This window comes from Parabacteroides sp. AM58-2XD, from assembly GCF_003463685.1.
GTDB lineage: Bacteria > Bacteroidota > Bacteroidia > Bacteroidales > Tannerellaceae > Parabacteroides > Parabacteroides segnis.
This window is the reverse complement of record NZ_QSDP01000057.1, coordinates 1-24,393: the sequence shown is the minus strand read 5'-3', so window position 1 is coordinate 24,393 and position 24,393 is coordinate 1. Positions and strand designations below refer to the sequence as shown.

Below are 24,393 nucleotides of genomic sequence, written 5' to 3'. Positions count from 1 at the left end.
AGTATGTTCGGTATTATGTCCCTTTTAAGGATTAATAGCCGGACATACTAGTAAACAGTAATAATCCATTGAATAGGCAATTATTTGCTATGTTTAATGTGAATGGTTGTCTTTATTTTTGTGTAGTAAATATATGTAAATTAAGAAATCTGATAATCTAATTTTTGACCTTATGAGATTTAGAAAAATTAGTAGTATTTGTGCTGTTGCATTTTTGATATTATGCTCATGCAAACAATCGTATGTTGATGAACTCTCGACACAATATGCAACATTCAGTGTGGATGGAAAAGGTTTTATTTGCCAGGTGGCAGACAACAGGACAGGCGTGAATTATCTGGCGGAAGAGGGGGCATCTCCCTTGTTGAGTCTCTATGATGGAAAAGAATACATCATGCCCACCAATCTGAAAGTCGAAGGCGACAACTGGATACTAACCTTTGCAAACCAGTCGGAAGCTGTCGTTTCAAAAGAAGTGAAAGACGGGTATATTCGCTTGTCTTTGGTTTCATTAAGTAATCGTGACCGGATTGATGCCATAGCTTGGGGACCTTATGCAACCACTATATCTCAATATATAGGAGAGACGGTAGGAGTGGTACGTGATACGACTTTTGCTGTCGGTGTACAGGCACTCGGCATAAATACGACAGAGGGACGACCTCATTTGGGGGATGATGCTACAGGTGGGTGCTATATTGATCCGCTGCCGGGACAAGAAGTGCCCGAAGATTTGAAAGATAAGATCGGACAGCAAACGTACGACATCAATGTGAATGAAGAAGGAGATATGCCCGAATATGTACGCATGATAAGGGGAAATGCGGCTGTTGCACGTCCGTATGGTAGTGATATTCAATTTTTCGCACGTGATTGGCGAAAAGAAAAAGTGATAGACTATATAGGGAGAAGACAGACTGTGACGGCTTTGGATCAGGATTTCATAGGAAGTTCTATTGCCTTGTTTGCCGCACCATCTTCGGAAGCTGTCGATGTCATCGGAAAGATCGAAGTAGGGGAAGGATTGCCACATCCGATGATGAACGGAGAGTGGATCAAAAAACGGAAGCTCCAGAATCCGGCTTATATGTTATATGAGGGTCGTTCGTTGGATAATGCATTGAATTATGCCGATTCTTGTAACTTCAATTTGGTTCATATCGGGGACATATTCAAAAGCTGGGGACATTTTGATTTACACACCTCTCGTTTTCCGGAGGGAGCAGAGCAAATTAAAGCTTTTACTGACAAGGCGAAAGCTCGTGGTATTGAAATCGGCGTACATACGCTGACGATGTTTACTTCTACGCATGACCCGTATGTTTCTCCCGCACCTAGTGATAGCCTGGCCATTTCAGGAAGTTCTGTTTTGACAAAAGAGATCAGTGCAACTGATAAGGATATAGAAATTGAATCACCGGAATTTTTTACCTATTTGGGTGAAACGCATTCGGCAAAGATAGGTACGGAGATTGTGTCGTATCGGGAGGTAACCACAGAGAGACCTTATAAACTGCTGGATTGTACACGTGGACAGTTCGGAACGAAGCCTGCGGCTCATCATGCAGGCGATAAGATTGATAAGCTACTGAATAATTGTTATAGCGGCCTCTTTCCGGATATCCATTTGAGTGATGTTTTTGCTAAACGTTTGGCTGAAGTGTGCAATGAAACGGGAGTCGGATTGATGGACTTCGACGGTTATTACGGTGGATCACCTACGGGACATGGTTTATATGGGGCTTCCAGGTTCTTGAAACAATGGTTTGATGACCTGGATCAGAAAGGCATTATCTCTTGTGGTTCATCACCATTCCATTATTGGTGGCATATCTATTCTTTCATGAACTGGGGAGAGCCTTGGTACGATAATTTGCGTGAAAGCCAAGTCAATTACCGTTTGGAGAACCAACGTTATTTCGAACGTAATTTGATGCCGGGTATGTTGGGTTGGTTTAAATTGGAACAGACTTATCGACCGGAAGATATTGAATGGATCCAGGCACGTAGTGCTGCTTTTGATGCCGGCTATCTGTTGCGTGTAGACGAAAGCATCGAACAGAGCGGATTCAAGAGCTGTCTTTTTGAGGCCATCCGTGAATGGCAGAAAGTACGTAACAATCATTTGTTGACAGCTGCACAAAGAGAGAAGATGAAGAATCCTAAAAATGAATTCCATTTGGAAAAAGCGGGTGATAATGTTTGGAACTTGTATGAAGTAACCTTGAAAGGGGATAATGTCCACAAGTATCGTTCGGTACAAACGGGAGAACCTTTGTTAAGTAAGTTTACTTTTGATAATCCGTATGAGAAGCAACCAGTACAATTTTATGCAACGATAAAAGCCGGAGACGAAGCGGGTGCACAAATCACCAACCTGCAAATATTGGTGGAAGGTTGTGCTCCGATCCAAGTGCAAGAGATATTGAAAGTGGGCGACAAACTCTATTGCGATGGTAATTCCGTATATGTATGTGATGAATACTGGAAGCCTCGTAAAAGTTTTGCCGTATCTGAAACTACTGCATGGGGAAAGGGGAAAAACAATGTGACGGTACAATGCGACTTCTCTTCTTCAAAAGCCCCTTCCATCCATGTGGAATTTAAGGCATTGGGTAATAAGGAAATTGTAAAAGGAAGATAAACAACGATAATCCACTAAATAAGCAGCTATTTGCTATTTTTAATAGGGATAGCTGCTTTTATATTTGTGTGATTAATCAGTATTTATACCATGAAAAAAGTACTATACTTAGTTTCAATATTCTGTTTGTGTGGAAATGTGTTGTTTTAGAAATGATCATGTTTAAAATGCTAGTTATATGATAAATAGGAGATTTTTGTTTGTATTAGTGTTGTTAGGGGTGTTTATAAATACATTTGCAACCATTAAAGAAGTATTTAATTTTAATTTTGGAAAGAGTGGTAATGTTAGTTTTACGGCTGCACCTTCTCAGATAAAATCCCAGACAGGAGAAGATATTCTGTCTGTTCAGGGAGCACCATTGATTTATATGGATGCACCGGAATCCCATCGAATGAAGGGAGAAGGCTGTATCTTTTTTAAGACGCAACAAGACTGGTATGAAAATAAAGAGATAGCCTATCCCCAAAATGGTAATATTTTGTTTGAAGTATGGGCGCGGCCTCGGTTGGTGGATCATGGTGATCAGCATCAAAGTCATGTACATGTGATAGCTGCTATCGGATCGGGAGAAGGAGGATATACTTTTGCACAAGTGGGAAAGAATCTGCAGGTATATAGTTCGAAAAAAGGAAGTGTTACGTTGGCACCTATTGTTCCGGAAGTTTGGGTACATATTGCAGTAAAACAGGAAAATGGTAAAGCTGTGTTTTTTCTAAATGGTGAAGAGAAAGAGACTTTAGATGCTACCCCGATTATTATGCCGGGATTGTATGTAGGTGGGTCTGCAAAAGGAAATGTATTTCATGGAGACTTATACCAGGCGAGAGTTTCAACCTTCCAACCGGGTAAATTTGATGGGCTGTCGGATTTTGCAATTGATTATCAGGCACAGAAAGCAACATATACTCAGAATAAGCAGCATAGGAGACAGATAATAAAAATGTTTAATTCACTGAGCGGTAATGTGGTTCATACAAAAGAGTTGACAGAACGGCTTCAGGAGAAAGACTGGCTTATCCATGATTTGAAAGAACCTTGTCAACTGGTTGTGGAGAAATCGAAAGACGGTGAGACGGCCCGGATAAGAATTGAAAACGGTTTAGTAGACCGGACTTTCTATTATTCAGACAATCTGGCTTGTGTAGGTTATCGTAATCTGAGTAATGGCGCAGAATATTTGCGGGGAATCAAACCTGAAGCACGCATTATGATCGATAGCGTCTGGTATGAAGTCGGCGGGTTGAAAGGGCAACCTGAATACGCTTATTTATTGGATAGTTGGTATAAAGATTTATATAGCTCTCCCCGTTCTTTTCAATTTGATAAACTGGAAATTGGAGATATCGTCAAACGTTATGACTGGAAACCTAAATTTAATTCCATAACAACATCGTGGCCGGCAAAAGGCTTACATGTCAGTATGATTTATAAGCCGACAGGACAGATGCCGGAAGTAGAAAATATAACGGTAAAAGTGAATTATGAAATTTATGAAGGTCTTCCAACTGTCGCAAAATGGGTAGAAGTCATTAATAATTCGGATGAGGCAAAAGTCATTAATAAGATAGAAAGTGAAATTCTAGCGTTGTCACAGGATCAGTTCCGCCGTATTTATGCACAGTCCGATTATTCTTTTGCAATGGTAGGAGGTGCTCATACAGAAGCAGATATTGTGGATATGTGGACGAACGAGTATGTCCCGTTCAGCGGTTCTCCGGTTCGTCTGATAGATGATACGGATTATAACACCTGGGCCGGAGTGCGCAATGACGAAGAGATCTTGTTTGGTGGAAAAGCAACACGAAACCTGCTTGTCAGCAGTGTTCCGATGGGGCCCAATGTAGATGTAACGAAAACAGAGCCTTTCCAATCGTTCTGTACTTTCGAGTTATTGATGGATTCAGATGATTTGGAGCGGAACACATTAGGATGGCGCCGGGTATATCGGAAACTGGCCCCTCAAACCACTGAATCGCTTTTATGTGGAGGCATCACAAGCAATGATCCGATAAAACTAAAAGGATTTATCGATCAAATGGCAGAAGTAGGGATGGAACGTTTGGATGTAATGGCCTGGCCCGGTATTCAGTACGACAAGCTGGATGCGGAATATGTAAATATGTGGAAAGACATCGCTTCCTATGCCAAAGAACGTGGTATTATCACCGGGGGATATGAATTGATGGTGGCAAGTAGAGGACGTGGGGAAAAGTATGACTGCATTGATCCGAAGACAAATAAACCCGGTTGTAATTTCGGACAGAGTGTTTGTCTGGCATCTGAATGGAAAGATGTCTTCTTCCCTAAATTCTGGGAATTTAAAGAAAAGACAGGCTTGGATGTATACCCTATTGATGGTCCGTATCATGGAGATGCCTGTGCTTCAAAAAATCACCCTCACCATAAAGGATTGGAAGATTCTCAATGGAAACAATGGAGTATCATGCGCGATTTTACACGCGAAATGCAAAATAAAGGTATGTTTGTACTGATGCCGGATAATTATTTCTGGCATGGTTCGACGGCTACGGGGATGGGATACCGTGAAGCTGCAAGTAACCTGACACTTTCCCAACAGATGTTGTTAGGGCGTCAATACATATATGATGGCACCCGTACAAAACTTCCAACGATGGGATGGATGACTTTGCAGTTGGTCGGATTTTATTCCAATGATCCTAAAATCGGCTTGGAACCTCTGTGCGACAACCTGGATAAATATGAAGCCAATCTGATTCAATTGTTGGGTAGTGGCTGTCAGTTGACTATCCGCGGCAACCGTTTATATGATACACCGGAGACAAAGCAATTATTGTCTAAATATATTGATTGGTTCAAGAAATATCGCGACATCCTGACTTCTGATATTATTCACGTAAGTCGTCCGACCGGGCGTGACCTGGATTGTATCATGCACGTAAATCCTTTTATTCAACATAAGGGTATGGTAATTGTCTTTAATCCGACAGATCGTGACATAACCAAAGAAATGCGACTTCCGCTTTATTATTCAGGCTTAAAAGATAAAGCGACAGTTGTGGCATCGGATGGGACCAGCTCAGAGTATATGTTGGATCAAAAAGGAAATCTGCTGCTCCCGGTATCGATAAAAGCACAGGGAGCATCGTGGTTTTTGATTGAAGAATAGAAAGTAGAAATTGAAAGAAATGAAAGCATGAAAATTAATAGTTTGACATTATTGATATCTTTATCGATTACTTTGATATCCACAGCTGTGGTGGCGCAAGACAACTTAAAAGGAAGTTGGATGCCGGATACGGAACAGACTGGTGATTTTAAACAGATAACCGCCTTCCTGAAATCACTCGGCGGTAGTTTCCGGCCGATGTTGGTAAGCTACGACGGATCGGTCGTTCGCGAAAAAGCAGTTTTCAATCAAGGGAAAGCAACTCTGCACACTTCGGAATGGAGTTGCGATCTGAAACCAGTAAAACCCAATCGAGATGTATTGGATTTGGAGATCTGTTTTAATGTGGATAAAGGCGAATTACAATCCGGAGGCGTTGCCGTCGCTTTTGATTTCAAAGACTGGAGTCGGGATAATTTTGTATTGATACCGGCGTATGTGTACAATGGCAATCGTTTCAATGTAGAAACAAATGGTTACTGCTCTCCTTATCCGAAACATTATCTGTATAATAAAGAAGTCCCGACCCAGTTGTTTGCCAATAATCCACGGTTGGCTTTGGCGAAGAACATACCGGGAAAGATAGAGGGACTTACCGGGAATGCCTCTACGTCCGCTATGTGTTTCTTCTCCCCATCCAAAAAGCGGGCATTCATCCTGTTGTTTGAACAACGTTCAGAATTTGGCGATCATGGAATATTTGTAGAAGAGAATGCGGCGCAAAACGAGGCTTCATTTGTCGTGAGCGCACCGGGCGTACGTGAATTGCGTGCCGGGTTCGGCGACTTTTCTCCAAGTGGCGATAAGGGAACTGATTGGAAGTCTGGAGACAAGATAAACCTAAAATTTCGCGTGTATAGCTTCAAGGCTAATAGCAAGCAGGATTTATACGAGCGGTTTATGGATGAACGTAAGGCATTGGTCGGTCCGAACCATCCAAGGAATCTGACACCTTTTAGCAAGACGTTGGAACTTACGGCAGTGTATAAAAACAAGAACCGTTGGGCGGAATTACCTTTCGGCCATTTTTACCGTACCGGAAATGGGGATGGTTATTTGGTCGGATGGGTAGGAGGATTGATGGACACATACGCTCTTTTAGCCATGAACGATCCTTTGTCGCGCGAACGGGTTCTTGCAACCTGCGACTTTGCGTTCGGGAAATACCAAAGTAAAAGCGGATATTTTTATGGTCCGAATAATGAAAAGGGTGAAATACCTACTTTTGAACGCGAAGAGTTACCCAACTCTTCTTTAGTACGCAGGAATGCCGATGTCTTGTTCTGGTCGATAAAACATTTCGAGTTATTAAAACAACAAGGGTATGGAGACCAGATAAAACCGGAATGGGAAAAAGCGATCCATAAACTGGCTATGGCTTTTGTGAATACTTGGAAAAAGTGTGGAGAATTCGGGAACTATGTAAATACGGAAACCGGGGATGTGATTATCTACCATTCTGCTTCAGGAGCTATGGTTCCAGCCGGTTTGGTCATGGCAAGCCGTTATTTCAATGAGCCCAAATTCTTAGAGGTAGCCAAAGAATCGGCCCAATTTATGTATGATAGAGAAATTGTCGGTTTGGGATTTACTTCCGGTGCTTGCGGTGATATCATGCAGGATGCCGATTCAGAGTCGAACTTCGCTTTTACTGAGTCGTTGATGGCGTTGTATTATGCCACTTCCGATAAACAATGGCTGGATATGGCTCGTAATGTAGCCAATATAGCCGCTACATGGACACTTTCATACGATTACCAATTCCCCGTAAACTCTACCATTAGCAAGTTAGGCGGCCATGTGGCCGGTGCGGTATGGGCCAGTACCCAAAACAAACATGCGGCGCCCGGCGTGTGTACGATGTCGGCAGACCATTTGTTTAAGATTTACCGGGCAACAGGCGATCGGCGGTATGCGGATTTGCTCCGGGATATAAACCATACACATGCGGAAGTCATGGAAACACCGGGAAGACCTACCACTGGCATGGGACCGGGCTCTTCGATGGAACGTATCCAGACAACAGATGCCGATGGCAAAGGAGCTGTCGGTGTTATCCTTCATACATCCAATGGCTGGACGGAAGGGAATGGTATGTTGATGGGTATCGAAATTCCGGGTATTTACCTCCGGACGGACAAAGATGAAATGTATGTATTCGATCATGTGGAAGCCAAAGTAGTCAAACGTGATAAGTCGGGTATAACTTTGGAGATCACCAATCCGACGCGGTTTGATGCCTCTGTAAGTATTTTTGCGGAAGCATCGAAAGAAGCAAAGAAGCCGTTAGGATACCATAACTTCCTTGGTTGGAAAAAGGTTGACATAAAATCGGGTGAAACCGTGCAATGTATGTTGCCTTGTCAATAAAACAGAGTTTCTCATTTAAATAAACATAGTTTTATGCTTAAGAAAATATTGTTTTTTGTAATAACCTTGCTGGTTACCGGATGTACGTCCAAAGGGTCTTGGAATTTCAAGACCGATTATTTTGAAATAGAAGTCAATGACAAAGGGTATATCACTTCGATGCAAAACACGACGGTATCTCCTTGCCGGGAGTTCGCGATCGAGGATAAACCATCTCCTGTCTTGTCATTATATAATAGTGAGGAAAAGGAATATTATTATCCTTCCCATGCGGTATTCAACAGTCAGACAAACATTCTGACAGTAGATTATCCAAATGGTTCGGTAGCAGAAATTGCGATGGAGCCGAAAGGGAAATATATAAAGATGACTTTGCTGGATTTATCACCTCGGAATGGAGTGGACGATGTACAGTGGGGGCGTTATAATACGAATATAACCAATTTGTTCGGAGATATTATTGGTGTGGCACGTGATACGAGTGCCACTGTCAATTATGCGATAGGTGTATTGGCTCTCGACGATAATACGATTGGCGGCAGTTCGGATGTGGAAGGCGATGCCGGTCCTACACAGTATGTGGTCCATAGTCCGGATCCGAAGCTCTATCCGTTGCCGGACAACTTGCATGAAGGACAGGAAATTCCTTTAGGTGGAGATGGCATCAGCGATGTGGCTTTCTTCGCCTATAAGGAACCTTACTATCGTTTTGTTGCGGCAAATACGGCTATGGTGGACGAACAAGGTCGTGTTTTCATACAGTATCATTCCCGTAACCGGACGCTTCCGAGGGAGGTCTGTTACTCGTTGCTTCCTAACAAAATAAACAATGAGCCGAACCATATTGAGGTGGAACCGATACCCGAAGTGGATTTCATAGGATCTTCCGTGGCTCTTTGGGGAAGCCCGGATGATATCGCTTTGATGGATGTGATTCAAAACATTGTATTGTCGGAAGGATTGCCTTATCCAACAGTGAATGGTAAATGGGTAAAAGATCCGACAGCCTTTGTACCCGATGTCATTTGTTATGGGAATCAGTATGATAGTATCATTTCTTACGCCGATCGGTTGGGTTTTAAAGCGATCAGTGCTTATGATCTAGGTTTCGTAAGACCGGATAGAAATGTGGGAGGTTATATAGATGGAAAAGATTTTTCTAAGAAACCTTTTACCTGTGCAGGCGGGAATATGTCACATAAAGAGTTTACGGATAAAGCAAAAGAAAAGAATATCTTGGTTGGTCGTGCCAATATAACGAATGCGTTGGCACCAGGCACTAAAGATGCAAGCCCTGTGCCTAGCGATAGCCTGTGTTACCAGCAAAAACGGGTGCTGAAGAATAATCTGTCGGCCACAGATACAATCATCATTGTGGATGATCCGAAGTACTTGGAAGAAATAGCCAGCTGGGAAGGGCATTGTAAAAACTTAAACATGGTAAAAATAGGGAAAGAACTGATCCATTATCTAGGTGTTTCGGATACAGAACCATACAGGCTGTTGAACGTAACCCGTGGTTATTGGAATACGGAAGCAAGCAGTCATTCAACCAATGACACTATTTATAAGTTACAGGTTACGTTGAATTACGGTTATGACGGAGTGATTCCTAATATGGCTCTTCAGGATGAAATAGCTGAGGTATATGCGGAAATAGCGTCAGTCAATGGTATCCGTTATTACGATTTTGATGGTTTTGAGTTTCTTTGGAACAGCGGTCATGGTTATTATTCTACAAAACGCTTTTTGCGGAAAATGTTTGAACATGCCAAAGAACTGGGAGTGGATTACATCCGTTTCACCGGTGCAGGGTTCAACGAAGGTTCATGCATTATCAAAGTATCAATAATGCCGGTGGCGGAAAAAATTTGTATGATACGGAATTGAGGGTATGGGGTAGTACCACCAGCCAGGGGAAGGATGCCCGAGATCAATGCTTTGCTAACTTCTTCCCGATCTCGTTCGGTTCAAATTTCCCGATAGTGGAAACATCTACAGTGGAGACATATGAGCACGTCGAAGCCATGTCGGTGGGTTGGGGAGTAACTTATGCTCTGAAGTTAAGCCAGAAAGACGTGGAAAGTTGTCCGCAAAAAGAGGCCATTTTTAAAGCAATACGCACCTGGGAAGATGCCCGCCGGGCAGATGCTTTCCCGAAAGAGATAAAGAAAATGCTTACCAACCATCTTATGATTGGCGTTTGGAAGAGGGAGTGGAAAAGGATACTTGGGTATTGTATCGAATGATTGATGGGGAAAAGGCCCAATCGTATCCGTTAAAGAGATTTTAGAATATTATATTTGCCCTGTATATGTAGAAGATGCGAGAGGAGATTTGAAATAAGTATACAATATATTCAAATATGTAAATAGCTGTCTGGTTCGCGAGGATAGGGCAGTTTTAATCTTTAGCATTGATTTTCTTACCATAATCTGTTGTTTTTTTAATCATATCTGTTACCTTTGTTCCTGTGGGGAATGTTTTAGAAGCCATGGCGTTGACTTCCTTCCGTTATAATTATGGAAAAAAGGTATTTTAAAGTTTTATTTCAGTTTGCATAAATTATCCCCGGTTCTAATTTCGGCTGAGATAGTAATATCACATTCTTTATATTTTGACTTAACTAAACTATTTATGTTATGATGAGTATGTTAACTAGATTACGCGATTATGCAAAACTTCTTTTTACCCGAGAACAGAAGCTTTGTCTTGTAAATAATGCATTTACAGCTCCTGACGCAACGTTGCAGGAAGAAGTTCTTATTGTCTCTCCAACACCCGAAGAACAACCTTCCGTGCCTGAGCAACAACGTGTAGAAGCACAGCCACAACCTGTATCTTCCAAAAAATATGTGACTGAAAAAGATGTTGTATATGAATCATTTAAAAAGCTCACTCCGGAATATCTGTTTATTATAACGGAAATGCGCAACTTGCTTAACTCTGAGAACAAAAAATTCGTATTCCATGCGTTGGCAACCCATATAAGTATTAAAAAGGTGGCAAAACATTTGAAAATTACACAACGCAAAGTAAAGATCATATTTCAGGAAGCCTTGGTGGATATCGGCATTCAGACCGGATTTATTAGGAGTTATCTGGATGAGAGCGAAAAGAAAGATAAGGAAATCAGGGAACTGAAATCGAAGATTATATCATTGAATGCCAGAATAAATAAACTGCAGGATGAGCAAGCCTTGCGAATGAAGTTTGCCGGAGAAAAGATTTCATTAGAGAACCAGCAACTTTTGCTGAAGAAGCCATTGACTGTCTCTCTTGATTTGGATACAAGGACCTATAATGCCTTAAGAGATAATCATATAGATACGTTGGAAGATTTAGTGAGATATATTTTAGAAAATAAAGAGATAGAAAGGTTGAAAACATTACATAACTTTGGAGAAGTCTCGTTTAAGAGGTTGAAAAGCGAATTGTTCAAAAAAGGAATAATGGATGTCAACGGGCATTGCGAACTTTTACGATATGTGACAGTTTCCAAGAAATAACTGTGATCCGGTTGTTTATAACTTTGTGGTTCATGTATTGGCAAATACTATTTGTAATAATAATAATAGGTTTATATTTGTATCGGAATTAGGATATGTTGCTAGGTGAAAAATAATTATCTTTTGCCGAATTGTTAACCTGACAGCTATTTAATGAGGAGAATTACAGTATAAACATGGATAGTGAACTTTTATATCGTCTGAAGGAGGGAGACAGGGATGCTTTTAATACTGTCTATTGGCGATACAGTCCGAAGGTATACAACACCGTTCTGTATTTGCTGAATGACGCAGATTTGGCTGAAGATGTCGTTCAGGAACTCTTCCTGACTATTTGGGAAAAGCGTGGAAATATATTACCTGAGCTTAACTTTGAAGCCTATATCTCGACCATCGCCCGTAATTTAGCCTATAAATATGTGGAAGAAGCCCTTCATAGAAACCTTCCGGTGGAAGAAATCAGGGATGCGAAACTGGTTTCCAGTTCGGAAGAAGATGCGATTGAAGCCGACTCCTTACGAGAATATATTTTCAATGTCATCTCTTCCTTTCCGGAAATGCGGCGGAAAGTATTTATCATGAGCCGTTTTGAAAACTTGTCGCATGCAGAAATTGCGAAAAAACTATCCTTGTCTGAACGTACGGTAGAAGCACATATCTATCAGGCCCTGAAAGAACTTCGCAAAGTGCTTGGAAATAAAGCGGTCGTTTTTATCTTTATCTATCTTTCCTTATAAAACCGACTTCCCTCTTTTCTGAATATTCCTTGTCTTTAAGTAGAGCTTATTTGTGAACTAAAGTTAAAAATGAGCCTGTTTTATCTTTTGACTAAGTAGTAGGTATATTTATCCCACTATAATATATAAACGGATTAATAATGAGAATAGAATTACTTCACCGTCTGATAGCAGGTACGACTACCGAAGAAGAAAACCGGCAGTTGATGGAATGGTTCCGGCAGTGCGCATCCAAAGAGGAATTCTTCATGCTTTTTGAGACAGCATGGAAAGAGAGCCCGGATGAGATGCCCAGGGACGTACAGGAACGCATGTACCGCAGGTTGAGTCGGGAGTTGGATGGCGAGAAAAAGTCGGCCAAAGTCGTTCCGTTACGTTCGCGTTTCTTCTGGAAGGTTTGGCCACGGGTTGCAGTGGCTAGTATTATCATTGTTTTGAGTTTGCTCAATTACCGTATGAACGATAAACAAAAACAACTGTCGACACAGAATTTCACGGTATCGGCCGAAAAAGGGCAGCGGGCCTTCGTCACTTTGCCCGACAGCACGAAGGTATGGCTGAACTCCGATACGAAGATCAGTTACCCGGCTGATTACGGCATGAAAGAACGTAATGTGGCACTGGTGGGAGAGGCCTATTTCGAGGTTGCAAAGAATCCGGATAAACGTTTCATCGTGGAGGCAAAAGGCATGCAGGTGGAAGCTCTAGGGACAGCCTTTAATATAAATGCTTACAGAGATGATAGCAAAATTATCGCATCATTGTTTTCCGGCTCCGTACGGGTCAGCTATGACGACCATGTGGCAATCCTCAAACCGCATGAATCGGTTAAAGTGGATTTGTTGACCCATAGTTTTTCACAGTATGCAGATGAGAATATGCAGGACATAGCCCTTTGGCAGCAAAATGAAATTACATTCGACGGGGAGTCGCTGGAGGAGATTACCCGGATAATGAATCGCCTGTATAATACGACAATATACATAGAAGACGAATCGTTGAAGAAAGAATGCTATATAGGAACCATCCGGAATAACAGTCTTGAAAACTTTATCGACATTATTAACCTGACAACTTCGGTTATATATGAAAATAAAGGAGATACTGTATTCCTGAAAAAAAGGATTCCTTAGCAGGAGCTGTTAACCATACAGGATATACTACTATGTCTAATCTAACAATATTGCCTATGAGAAAGGAGTAAAAGAATTAAAAAAGCGAGGTAACCCTTTGCAGAGCTACCTCACAGTACAATTTTTGCAGAAATCCCTTTGTGTTGATACCGCCGATGTAGGAGACCGGCTGTTTTAATGGGACCCTTCTGCTTACAAAGTTACAAACATTTATTTTATCTACATCTTATTTCTAATTAAAAGAAAAATGAGTAACATGAAGCATTTATTTAAACAGATGGTTTTTCTGACAATCTTGTTAACCTTCCCCTTGACGGGAATCCACGCTCAGATAACCATACATATGAAGAACAAACCCGCTTCGGAAGTGGTGAAGCAAATCGAAAAGGTGAGTAAATACCGCTTTTTTTACAAGAAAGGCCTCCCTGGCATGAACACCCCGATTACCGTCGAGGCAGACGACCAGGATATTGAAACCGTAATGGGACAGGTCGTTAAACAGATATCGGTATCTTATACTATTAAAGGAGAAAACCAGATCGTACTTTCAGAATCCGGACTTTCTGATACAAATGTCGATAAAAAGAAGTCCATTAAGGGGACTGTAACAGATACAAACGGTGAACCTGTAATCGGGGCCAACATTATAATAAAAGGCTCTTCTAAAGGAACGATAACAGACGTTGATGGTAAATTTACATTAGAAGTTCCGGATAATACCGTTTTACTGGTATCTTATATAGGTTATGAGCCTCAGGAATTGGAAATCGGAAATAAAACCGTACTGAATATCAGGCTGCAGGAAGATATGCAGAATTTAGATGAAGTTATTGTTGTCGGTTATGGTACACAGAAGAAGGTGAATTTGACCGCTGCAGTACAAACTGTTGATACCCATGATTTGGAAAATAGACCTGTTAAATCTCTGTCTGAGATGTTGACTGCATCGGTTCCTGGTTTAAACGTGTCTAATGCTTCAGCTTCCCCCACAAGTGAACCGACTTTAAACATTCGAGGTTTTACAGGGTTGAATAAAAGTGAGCAACCTTTAGTGTTGGTCGATAATGTACCGATGGATATTCGTTTTGTGAATCCAAACGATGTAGAAAGTATTTCGGTTTTAAAAGATGCGGCTGCATCTGCTATTTACGGTTCTCGTGCTCCGAATGGGGTGATACTTATTACAACTAAATCAGGAAAAGAAGGAAAATTGACAATTACTTATGATGCTAGTTTACAGGTAGCTCAACCTATAGGTTTGCATGAATCTTTGAATGGTTATGATTATGCAATTCAAAAAAATAATGCGTTATACAATAACTTTTCAAATCCCGTGTATACAGAAGAAACGCTAGAAAAGTTGAAACAGTTTGTTAATGGCGAAATAACCAATGCAAATGAGATTTTATCTAATGGGAAATACGCTCCTACTTATGAAACTCATGGAAGTACCGATAATTTCGCATTGGCATTTAGAGACAATGTTGTGAATTCCAAACATAACATAGGGATTTCCGGGGGTACAGAAAAACTCAATTATTATGGAGGTGTAGGATATCTGAAGAACGATGGTTTCTATCAAAGCGACGTCGATTGGATGAAGCGATATACTACTATCTTCAAGGCAAATACTCAGATAGCTAAATGGTTAAATGTGGGTACACGTATGAATTACAATCGCCAGGATTCTGAGCGACCTAGAATAATGAATAATAGTGAGGATAATGGTGATAAGGGATTGTATCAAATGTTAGGCTTTGCATCAACACTACCTGCTTACGATGATAACGGTTCGCCTAATGAATTTAGTATCCTCCCTAATATTAAAGGAGATGCCGGCACATTTAAAACGTTAACGAATGAAATGTTGTTGAATTTTAATACTGAAATCACACCATTAAAAGGAATGAGTATCAAAGCTGATTATTCATGGAAGCGAACAACTGTGGACGAAAATCAAACCCAATTGATCTTTGAATGTTGGGATGCGGATGGAACCCCGAAAGCCAGTAGAAGAAGTCCTTCTTCTGAATTTATATATAAAGCAAATTCTTATACGGAGTATCACAGTGCAAATGTAACACTTTCTTATACTCGTCAATTTGGGAAACATGATTTATCGGGATTGATCGGTTACAATGAAGAATTAAATAAATATCGTTTTTTCTCCGCAAAAAGTTCAGGCGTTATTTCTCATTCGAATTTATCTATTAGTACCACTGAAGGAAATCCGGTAATAGCAACAGATAACCTGTATACATGGGTAACACAAGGTTACTTTGGACGATTCAATTATAATTATGACAATCGGTATTTGTTGGAATTTAGCGGTCGTTATGATGCCTCCTCTAAATATTCTCCGGATACTCGTTGGTCTTTTTTCCCTTCTGTTTCTGCCGGTTATAATATCTCACAAGAGAAGTTCTGGATCTTAGGTAAATATATAGAAAGATTGAAGTTGAAAGCTTCCTTTGGTAAATTGGGCAATAATTCGGGAGATAATTACACTTATATTCCTACGTTAGGGATTAATTCTAATTTGCCTGTCATTATTGGAACGGAACGTCCCAAATATGTAACTATTCCATCGATTTTATCTTCAGACTTGACTTGGACAAAACCGCAAGTTATTGGTTTTGGCTTTGAGGCGGGTTTATTTAAGAATAGGTTACATATAGAATATGATTGGTATCAGCGTACGGTGCATGATCAAATTGGACCAGCTGTACAATTGCCAGAAGTATTGGGGACAACTCCTCCGCAACAAAATAATTCAGTATCAGAAACACGTGGTTGGGAATTGTCGGTTCTATGGAAAGGAGATATGGGCACATTGATGAATTCGCCGGTGCATTACAGTGTTCGAGGAGGATTGTCTGATTACATAGGCTATGTCGTTTCTTATGAAGGTAGCAATTCAGGCTTGAGAGATCAGTGGACAGCAGGACAACGATTCGGAGAATTGTATGGACTAAAGGGTATAGGAATAGGTACCAGTGCGGAAGAATTATCCCAATATCCTATGAGGCGAAGTGGTTGGCAATACCAGGGAGATTACATTTTTGCCGATTTGAATGGAGATGGTTTGGTGAATCAAGGCGAAGGTAGTGTTTGGTATGCGGAAGGTGACCGATCCTTTTTAGGATATACTTATCCTCGTTATAAATATAATTTGAATTTAGCAATAGACTGGAAAGGCTTTTCTTTTTCTGTTTTGTTAGATGGAGTAGGTTCACAAAAAAAGTATGTAGCTAACAGAATGACGATGGGAGATCAAAATTATCTTTCTCCAAGCTATTTTGACTTAGGCGGATATTGGAGTTTGGATAATCCAAATGCGTTTTTTCCAAGATTCTATGCTAAAGGAACTGTGGGCAGTAATGATTTGAATGTTGTAAATGATAGATATGTCTTTAATTTATCTCATTTGCGAGTGAAAAACGTGTTCTTAAGTTATTCTTTACCCCAAAAATGTCTTTCTTTTTTAGGAGTTTCATCTTTGGCTTTTAATTTTAGTGTAGAAAATCTTTGTTTGATTTATAATAAATCATGGAATAAAAGCTTGGATCCTATCCATATACAAAATGGTGTTGAAGCGTATCCTCCTCAGAGGATTTGGTCTTTTGGTTTGAAATTAGGTATTTAATAAATAAGAATGAATGATTATGAAAAGAATATTTATATATAGTGTGCTATTGACTGGATTGCTCTCTTCTTGTGTGGATTTGAATCAATATCCGGAAGATGCGCTTAGCGGGGAAACTTTCTTCAACAGTGATACTGATTATAAATTATATCTAAATGGACTATATCCATCAATAACTAGATCTTTACCTACTAATAGATGGGCTTTTGATGCGGGTACTGATAATTATATTGATGAAACAGTCCCTTCAGCTGTAATGCAACATTCCAATACAGGGAAAGCCTCTGTTACGAGTTCTGAGTGGAATACTTCTTATGATAATATTCGAGAAGTTAATTATGTATTGAACGTTAAAGATAAAATGTCTGATTCTTCCGTAGATCATTATATTGGAGAAGCGTATTACATCCGAGCTTATCATTATTTTACATTACTTAAAGCATTCGGTGGTGTTCCTTATATCGACAAGGTGCTTGGAATGGATAGTGAAGAGCTGTATACGGAGCGGGCCTCTCGTGATTTTATCGCAACAAAAATCATAGAAGATTTGAATCAGGCGATCGAGTTGTTGGATTGGAAAGGGCAAGGTAATGCAGAGTCCGGACGTATCAATAAAGAGTGTGCGCTTTTGATGAAAACCAGAGTCGGTTTATTCGAAGGTACATGGGAGTACTATCACGGAAAAAAAGGTACCCCTTTTGCTGTTGAGGGTAAAGATGGTTCTGATTTTTTAAAGGAAGTGGTAAAGGCCGGTGATAAGTTGATGGCTAATCAAAAAAATAATCTGTATATAGGTTCTTCCGGGTTTGAATATTACGATTTGTTTAATAAACAGGATTATGCAGATATACCTAGTGCCTTTTATTATAAGCATTACGATGTTTCATTGGGTATTGTCAATGTTCCTTCATGTTCTTCAATGAATGGTTTTGTATCAGGTGTGACTCATGAATTTGTTACTGACTGTTTAATGAATGATGGTAAGCCGGAAGAAATCTCATCGGTTACTTATGATTATAGAAATCAGGCAAGTTTAATCGCAGCTCGTGATCCAAGGCTAAATCAAATAATCTATAGCCCAGCCAGAGGCCCTATTGTTGATTTTTTCCCTAAAATGCTAATAACTGAAGCGAATGGATACAATACCCCTTATGCTCCTATCACTATTATTTATCAACCTGTTGGAGGTTATCGGATTTTCAAAGGGACAGTACCATCTATAATTGCAAAAGCGGTGTCTGATTACGATGATTTGATCCTTCGTTATGAAGAAGCTCTCTTGAATTATGCAGAAGCTAAATCCCTGTTAGGTTCTATTACTCAAACAGATATTGATAATACGGTAAACTTGCTTCGTGATCGGGTAGGTATGGTGCGGATGAACTTGGCGGATGTGAATAGTTGGCAGGTGCAATATTCGGCAAAAGAAGGCTATGATGAATCAGGGTCCAACATTGTTAATGAAATTCGTCGTGAACGTCGTGTGGAATTAGTGTTGGAAGGTTTCCGGACTGAAGATTTACAAAGATGGGCGATTTGGGAAGATGTTATTAATGGTTATAAGCCACGCGGTGCTTATTATCAGGAGATGGCAGACTATTTTGACGATGAAGAGGCTTTAAAGCAAGCCGGTTTTACTGATGGGAAAATAGCACAAGTAAAGTTTAAAAAAGGGCAAAATATAGATGTGTTGGGCGAATTTATAAATCCGTATTGGAAAAATCCAGATATGTCTGTAAATGGTCGTGGATATTATATTGATCCGAACCGTGATTATTTGCAGTCAATACCTCAAACAGAAATTGATCATTACAAAGATATAAAAGGAGTAGTTTTAACCCAGAACCCAGGTTGGTTCTAATTGAAATAATGTATTATGAAAAAGATTAGAGTAAACTTATTGATGATGCTGGCTTGTCTGTTAGTCTCTTGCGGTCAGCGTATAGAAATGGATATGTCGCAATGGGGTGACACTGCATTTATTGATAATGTACAAGTTTTTACGTTGGAAGTGGAAGATGACTTTAAAATGCAAGAATATTACACAGATGACGGAAGGCTGGTAGAAGGAGTTCGGCAAGTTGTTATTTCAGAAGGAAATGCACAGGTAGATCTTGAAAAATTTGTAGTTTATGTGAAGCTGAAGAAAGGTATGAATTTGGATTTGGCAGGTTTTTTGATTTATCACCGCTCGATGAAAGTGGAACCTTTAAATAGTTCTCCTGTCTGTGGAATAGCTAAAGATATTAATGGACTCAACTATGAATATCGTCTTTATTCTGCAGATGGTACTACCCATGATTGGAAAATCATAATTGAATAGAATTTACAAAAAAGGAAGCAAACAAGGGGTAAGTATATTTTAATGCTTACTCCCTTTAAAATAAAATATATATGAGATTGAAGTTGTTTTACATGTTTTCACTATGCTGTTTCAGTTTGTTTATAGTTGCACAAGAAAAAATAGCTAATAAGGAGTTTCAATATCAAGATGTGACCGGTATTGGTTTTGAAAAAGGGATAACAAGGCGCGATCCCAGTGATGTGATTAAAGTGGGTAATAAGCATTATGTATATTACACGAAAGTATATGGAAAATCATCCGGATATTGGGGTACAATATGGTGTGCCGAATCGTCAGATAAAGGTTATACATGGAAAGAAAAAGGTGAAATTCTGAGTGTAGGAAAGAAAGGAACTTTTGATTCACACGCCGTGTTTACACCTAATATTATTTATACGAATGGTAAGTATTATTTGTATTATACAGGAGTTCGTCCCACGCCGGATCGAACAGATGGTGTGTTTGAAAATAATCATAAAAATGACATTACAGCTATCGGTGTAGCTGTTTCAGATACTCCTGATGGCCCATTTATGCGTGTGAATGACGAACCGGTGTTACAGATAAGCTCTAATCAAACGGCTTTTGATAGCTATCGTATAGACGATGCTGCCTTATTGTATAAAGATAATAAATATTGGTTATATTATAAAGGCCGATGTTTTCTAGATGGAACTACAGGCGCTCGAAATACGAAAATGGGAGTTGCTTTTTCTGATTCACCGACAGGTCCTTTTGTGAAATATAATAAACCGCTGCTAACTAACAGTCATGAAGTATTGATTTGGAAAGAAGTATCCGGTATTTATGCGTTAGCATCTCTTTCTTCAAGTATAGAGAAATCTACCGATGGGCTCGATTTTCAATCAGTAGCTTTGCACGTGGAAAAAAAGAATCGCCCTAATGCTCCCGGTGCTTTCCGGATTGATTTGACAGATGTGAATAAAACTGAAAATTTATCCTGGGGAGTATCTATGGTTAGTAAAGATAAAAGCTGTTATTTAGTCAGATATTCATTTGAATAAGAGTTTGATAGACATCTTGTTTTTATGTTTTATCTCATCGGTATATGGTAAGACAATGTGTGATCCTCATAATCATTAATATTGATGGATTTAGGATATGGCACTCTAAAAGCTGTAAAAAAGAGAAATGATTTTGACTCAATTAATCTAATTTGGAAATGATGAAAAATAGAATTTTAAATATGTTTATAGGAGATAGGGAATCAACTACTTGTAGCTTTCTGCAATTACGTAGAGTCAATGTGATATTCTTGTTTCTAAGTTGTAATTCTTGTTTCAACTTGTTCGCGCAAGAAAAAGCGAATATCCTTGTTATTTGTACAGATCAGGCACATCCGGGAATAGTCGGGTATCGTGGCAATACTGTTATTAAAACACCAAATATAGATAAATTGGCAGCAGACGGAGTTTATTTTACAAGAACATATGTATCGTCTCCTGTCAGTGGCCCAAGCAGAGCCTCTTATATGACTGGTAAATATATTCATCAAATAGAGTATTGGTATAATGCACAAGCATGGCCTAAAGATGCAGTTTTGTGGTCTCATCGGGTTACCGATAACGGATACTATACAGGACACTTCGGAAAGATGGATTCTCCGGACGTATATGGTGAGCTTGGTTTTGATGAAGAATGGCATTCTATGATAAGGAAGGCAACTAACATTATCGAACCCGATAAACGTTTTTTGCCGGAAAACCAGCGTAAAGCCAAGGGACATTTAGCTGTGAAAACATTTAAGTTAGAAGATTATTCTGAAAAAGAAAAAGGTAAATTCGGACAATATGCTCTAGACCGCCCAACTACGGATAGAACTTTAAAATTTTTAAAGGAACGAAAGGTAGATGGAAAACCTTGGATGTTACATGTTGGATACCTAATGCCACATTGGCCATATACACTTCCTCAAAAATACTTCGACATGTATGCTGAAGTAGATATCCCCATGCCACATGATGCAAATTTTCCTAATTTGAATATGCATCCCGCCTTACAATATTTTCAAAAATGGGATGGGCTTGATGTTACACCAGATCAAAATGATTTCAAAAAAGCGTTGAGAGCCTATTATGGAATGGTTACTTGCATTGATGATATGGTGGGTGAAATAATCACTCAGTTGAAGGAATCAGGGATGTATGAAAATACTTATATTATATTTACCTCAGATCATGGAGATAATCTTGGCGAACATGGTTTAATGGGAAATAAGCATACAGCAATGGAAGGGTCTGTTTCTGTTCCTTTAATCATTGCCGGACCGAATGTAAATAAGGGAACAAAGGTTGACATGCCTACTGCTTTGATTGATTTGTATCCTACTATTATGGATATGGCAGATATCAAATATACCGATCCAGAGATGCCAGGGTGTAGTTTATTACCGGTAGTTCAGGGAAAAAAGAATTCCGAAGATCGTATTATCCTTTCGGAATGGCATGGAGTTGGTTTTCCCGGCGCGTGGTATATGTTAGTAAATAAGAAATATAAATACATATATTACGAAAGGGATAGGCCTAGTTTATTTGATATTGAATCTGATCCCCAAGAGATGAATGATCTGGCACTTGATCCTGCCTATTCAAATATGCTAACTATGTTTGAGAATGAGCTCAATAAGAGGTTAGATCCGGTAGCAACTGCTATAAAAGCCAGAATACACCAAAAGCTAATTACTAATGATGGCAAAGATTTGATGTTTGATAGGAATTGACGTAAATGTAAATGAAAGCAGCAATTTATTCAATATTATTTGCAGTTCCACATCTTGTGTGTGTTGCAAATCAAGAAAAGCCCAATGTGGTATTTATTATGGCTGATGATCTTGGCTATGGTGATTTAGGTTGTTATGGTGCAATCCTAATAAAAACTCCTAATATTGACCAATTAGCCAAAGAGGGGAAATTGTTTACTGATGCTCATTCGGCATCTTCGGTTTCAACGCCCTCCCGGTATTCTTTTATCACTGGGCGTTATCCTTTCAGAGGGAATATGTCGGGGAGTAATGAAAGCGGATTGTGGCGACCCCTGAGTTTGAATTGTCCGTTGATCATTGAAGATGGGCTTTTAACCATCGGAGAGATGATGCAAAAGCAAGGTTATCGTACTGCTTGCATCGGTAAATGGCATTTAGGTTTTACCAATGAGATTACCGATTGGAATAAGGAACTGAGCCCAGGCCCCTTAGAGTCGGGTTTTGAATATTATTTCGGTGTTCCATTTGTAACAAGTGCTCCTCCATACGTTTTTGTGGAAAATCATCATGTATACGGGTATGAACCGAATGATCCGTTTGTTCTTGAGACAGATATTTCTAAAGTGACGGATACTCAAATCTATCCGAATAAAAGTAGAAATAGGTATTCCGGAGCTAAAAAACCTCATTCATTATATAAAGATAATGAAATGGCTATAACATTGGTTGATAAGACTAAGAAATGGTTAGATAAGAATAAAGATAATCCATTTTTTTTGTATATTGCAACACCTCATATCCATCATCCATTTTCTCCCAATAAGCAATTTGAAGGAAGTAGTGAATGTGGCTTTTATGGTGACTTCGTTCAAGAGTTTGATTGGATGGTAGGGGAAGTAGTCAACTATTTAGATAAGCATCATTTATCTGATAATACGATTATAGTTGTGACCAGCGACAATGGAGGAATGCTTAATTTGGCAGCTCAAGCCGCATGGGAAGCCGGGCATAGAATAAATGCAAATTTATTAGGATTCAAATTTGACATTTGGGAAGGTGGGCATCGTGTGCCTTATATCATTAAATGGCCTAATCATGTCCAGCCCTCATCTACGTCTGATCAGCTGGTATCTAATATAGATATGTTTGCGACATTAGCTTCGTTGACAGGTTACAAACTATCAGAAAACGATGCTGTTGATAGCTACAATGTATTGGATGCATGGCTTGGTGATCCACAACAAATGATTAGAGATTGTTTTGTAATGTCTTCTAATTCTTCCGAACATATGTCCATCCGAATGAAAGATTGGGTGTATATTCCAAATCAAGGTGGTGGTGGTTGGAATAATGCAAAATGGGGGATATCAAATATTATAGGAGGTGCTAGCGCTGTTTCTCTGACAAAAAAAGTGAATTCAGATATTGTGGATGGCAAAATTAGAAAAGATGCACCGAAATGTCAATTATACAACTTGTCAGAGGATAAGTATCAATCAGTGAATGTTATTCGGCAAAATTCCGGAATAGCAGAAGAATTAAGAAAAGCTTTGGAGAAGGTGAAACGATCAAATAGAACAAGACCCTTGTAAAAGCATTCTATATATGAGCCACTTTAAAAAGTGTATTTTAGTATTTTTACCCCCTCTCTCAGAGTATCTACAGGGTGTTGATTTCTGATAAAAAATCTTTTTAAAGTGGACTCATGTGTTAAATTAAAAAAACATTTTGTATATGAAATATGTGATAAAATATCTCTGTGTCGCATTCTGTTTTATAGTGATAGCTTGCCAACCACATAGAGTTTCAGATAAAAGCAGCAGTGCTTGGAAAGAAACATTATCGGATAAAATTATGATGCTAGGACATCGTAATTGGATTCTTATAACGGATATGGCATATCCGTTACAAACAAAATCTGGAATCAAAACTATTTATGTGGACGATTCTTATGAAGAGGTATTATCTTTTCTGATTGAAATGCTAGACAATGTGCCTCATGTATATGGACATATTTATCAAGACAAAGAATTAAATTATTTGAATGAGGAAATTTGTCCGGGTATAAATAATTTTAGAAAACTTCAGTTTGACTTTTTCCAAAAAGACGACATTAATTACGTTAATCATGAAATAC

Annotated in this window: 15 protein-coding genes; all 15 read left to right on the top strand. The window is 39.4% G+C overall.

All coding sequences use genetic code 11. The features are described from left to right. The first annotated feature begins 172 nt into the window (after positions 1-172). The gene (locus DXA15_RS14630; RefSeq protein WP_128134495.1) at positions 173-2,644 is read left to right on the top strand and encodes a hypothetical protein; all 2,472 of its coding nucleotides are present in this window, start codon (positions 173-175) and stop codon (positions 2,642-2,644) included. A 178-nt stretch (positions 2,645-2,822) separates the two neighbouring features. Continuing rightward, the gene (locus DXA15_RS14625) at positions 2,823-5,795 is read left to right on the top strand and encodes a LamG-like jellyroll fold domain-containing protein (RefSeq protein WP_128134494.1); all 2,973 of its coding nucleotides are present in this window, start codon (positions 2,823-2,825) and stop codon (positions 5,793-5,795) included. A 27-nt stretch (positions 5,796-5,822) separates the two neighbouring features. Beyond that, positions 5,823-8,165: a hypothetical protein gene (locus DXA15_RS14620; RefSeq protein ID WP_128134493.1), complete on the top strand. Its 2,343-nt coding sequence runs from the start codon at positions 5,823-5,825 to the stop codon at positions 8,163-8,165. Between the two features lie 33 nt (positions 8,166-8,198). Beyond that, the gene (locus DXA15_RS14615; protein ID WP_233567291.1) at positions 8,199-10,055 is read left to right on the top strand and encodes a hypothetical protein; all 1,857 of its coding nucleotides are present in this window, start codon (positions 8,199-8,201) and stop codon (positions 10,053-10,055) included. Continuing rightward, positions 9,995-10,414, top strand: a complete 420-nt coding sequence (locus tag DXA15_RS26585) for a hypothetical protein (protein WP_233567290.1) — start codon at positions 9,995-9,997, stop codon at positions 10,412-10,414. The genes DXA15_RS14615 and DXA15_RS26585 overlap by 61 nt, the downstream gene beginning before the upstream one ends. Positions 10,415-10,807: 393 nt before the next feature. After that, positions 10,808-11,674, top strand: coding sequence for a DNA-directed RNA polymerase subunit alpha C-terminal domain-containing protein (locus tag DXA15_RS14610; protein ID WP_128134492.1), 867 nt, complete (start codon positions 10,808-10,810; stop codon positions 11,672-11,674). A gap of 176 nt (positions 11,675-11,850) precedes the next feature. Further along, the gene (locus tag DXA15_RS14605; RefSeq protein WP_128134491.1) at positions 11,851-12,411 is read left to right on the top strand and encodes an RNA polymerase sigma factor; all 561 of its coding nucleotides are present in this window, start codon (positions 11,851-11,853) and stop codon (positions 12,409-12,411) included. Between the two features lie 140 nt (positions 12,412-12,551). Next, positions 12,552-13,544 (top strand): FecR family protein, encoded by a 993-nt coding sequence (locus tag DXA15_RS14600; protein WP_128134490.1) that lies wholly within the window; start codon positions 12,552-12,554, stop codon positions 13,542-13,544. 343 nt (positions 13,545-13,887) lie between these two features. After that, positions 13,888-17,190 carry a TonB-dependent receptor gene (locus DXA15_RS14595; RefSeq protein WP_158579669.1) on the top strand — a complete coding sequence of 1,101 codons (3,303 nt, stop codon included), beginning with the start codon at positions 13,888-13,890 and terminating at the stop codon, positions 17,188-17,190. 19 nt (positions 17,191-17,209) lie between these two features. Then, the gene (locus DXA15_RS14590) at positions 17,210-19,051 is read left to right on the top strand and encodes a RagB/SusD family nutrient uptake outer membrane protein (RefSeq protein WP_158579668.1); all 1,842 of its coding nucleotides are present in this window, start codon (positions 17,210-17,212) and stop codon (positions 19,049-19,051) included. 15 nt (positions 19,052-19,066) lie between these two features. Then, entirely contained in the window at positions 19,067-19,513 is a 447-nt protein-coding gene (locus DXA15_RS14585) for a hypothetical protein (protein WP_128134487.1), read from the top strand. A gap of 71 nt (positions 19,514-19,584) precedes the next feature. Next, positions 19,585-20,559 carry a family 43 glycosylhydrolase gene (locus tag DXA15_RS14580; RefSeq protein WP_128134486.1) on the top strand — a complete coding sequence of 325 codons (975 nt, stop codon included), beginning with the start codon at positions 19,585-19,587 and terminating at the stop codon, positions 20,557-20,559. Between the two features lie 158 nt (positions 20,560-20,717). After that, entirely contained in the window at positions 20,718-22,274 is a 1,557-nt protein-coding gene (locus DXA15_RS14575; RefSeq protein WP_128134485.1) for a sulfatase, read from the top strand. Between the two features lie 11 nt (positions 22,275-22,285). Further along, positions 22,286-23,848 carry an arylsulfatase gene (locus tag DXA15_RS14570; protein WP_128134484.1) on the top strand — a complete coding sequence of 521 codons (1,563 nt, stop codon included), beginning with the start codon at positions 22,286-22,288 and terminating at the stop codon, positions 23,846-23,848. 142 nt (positions 23,849-23,990) lie between these two features. After that, positions 23,991-24,393, top strand: a 403-nt coding sequence (locus DXA15_RS14565; RefSeq protein WP_128134483.1) for a hypothetical protein, incomplete at its 3' end; no start/stop codon positions are given.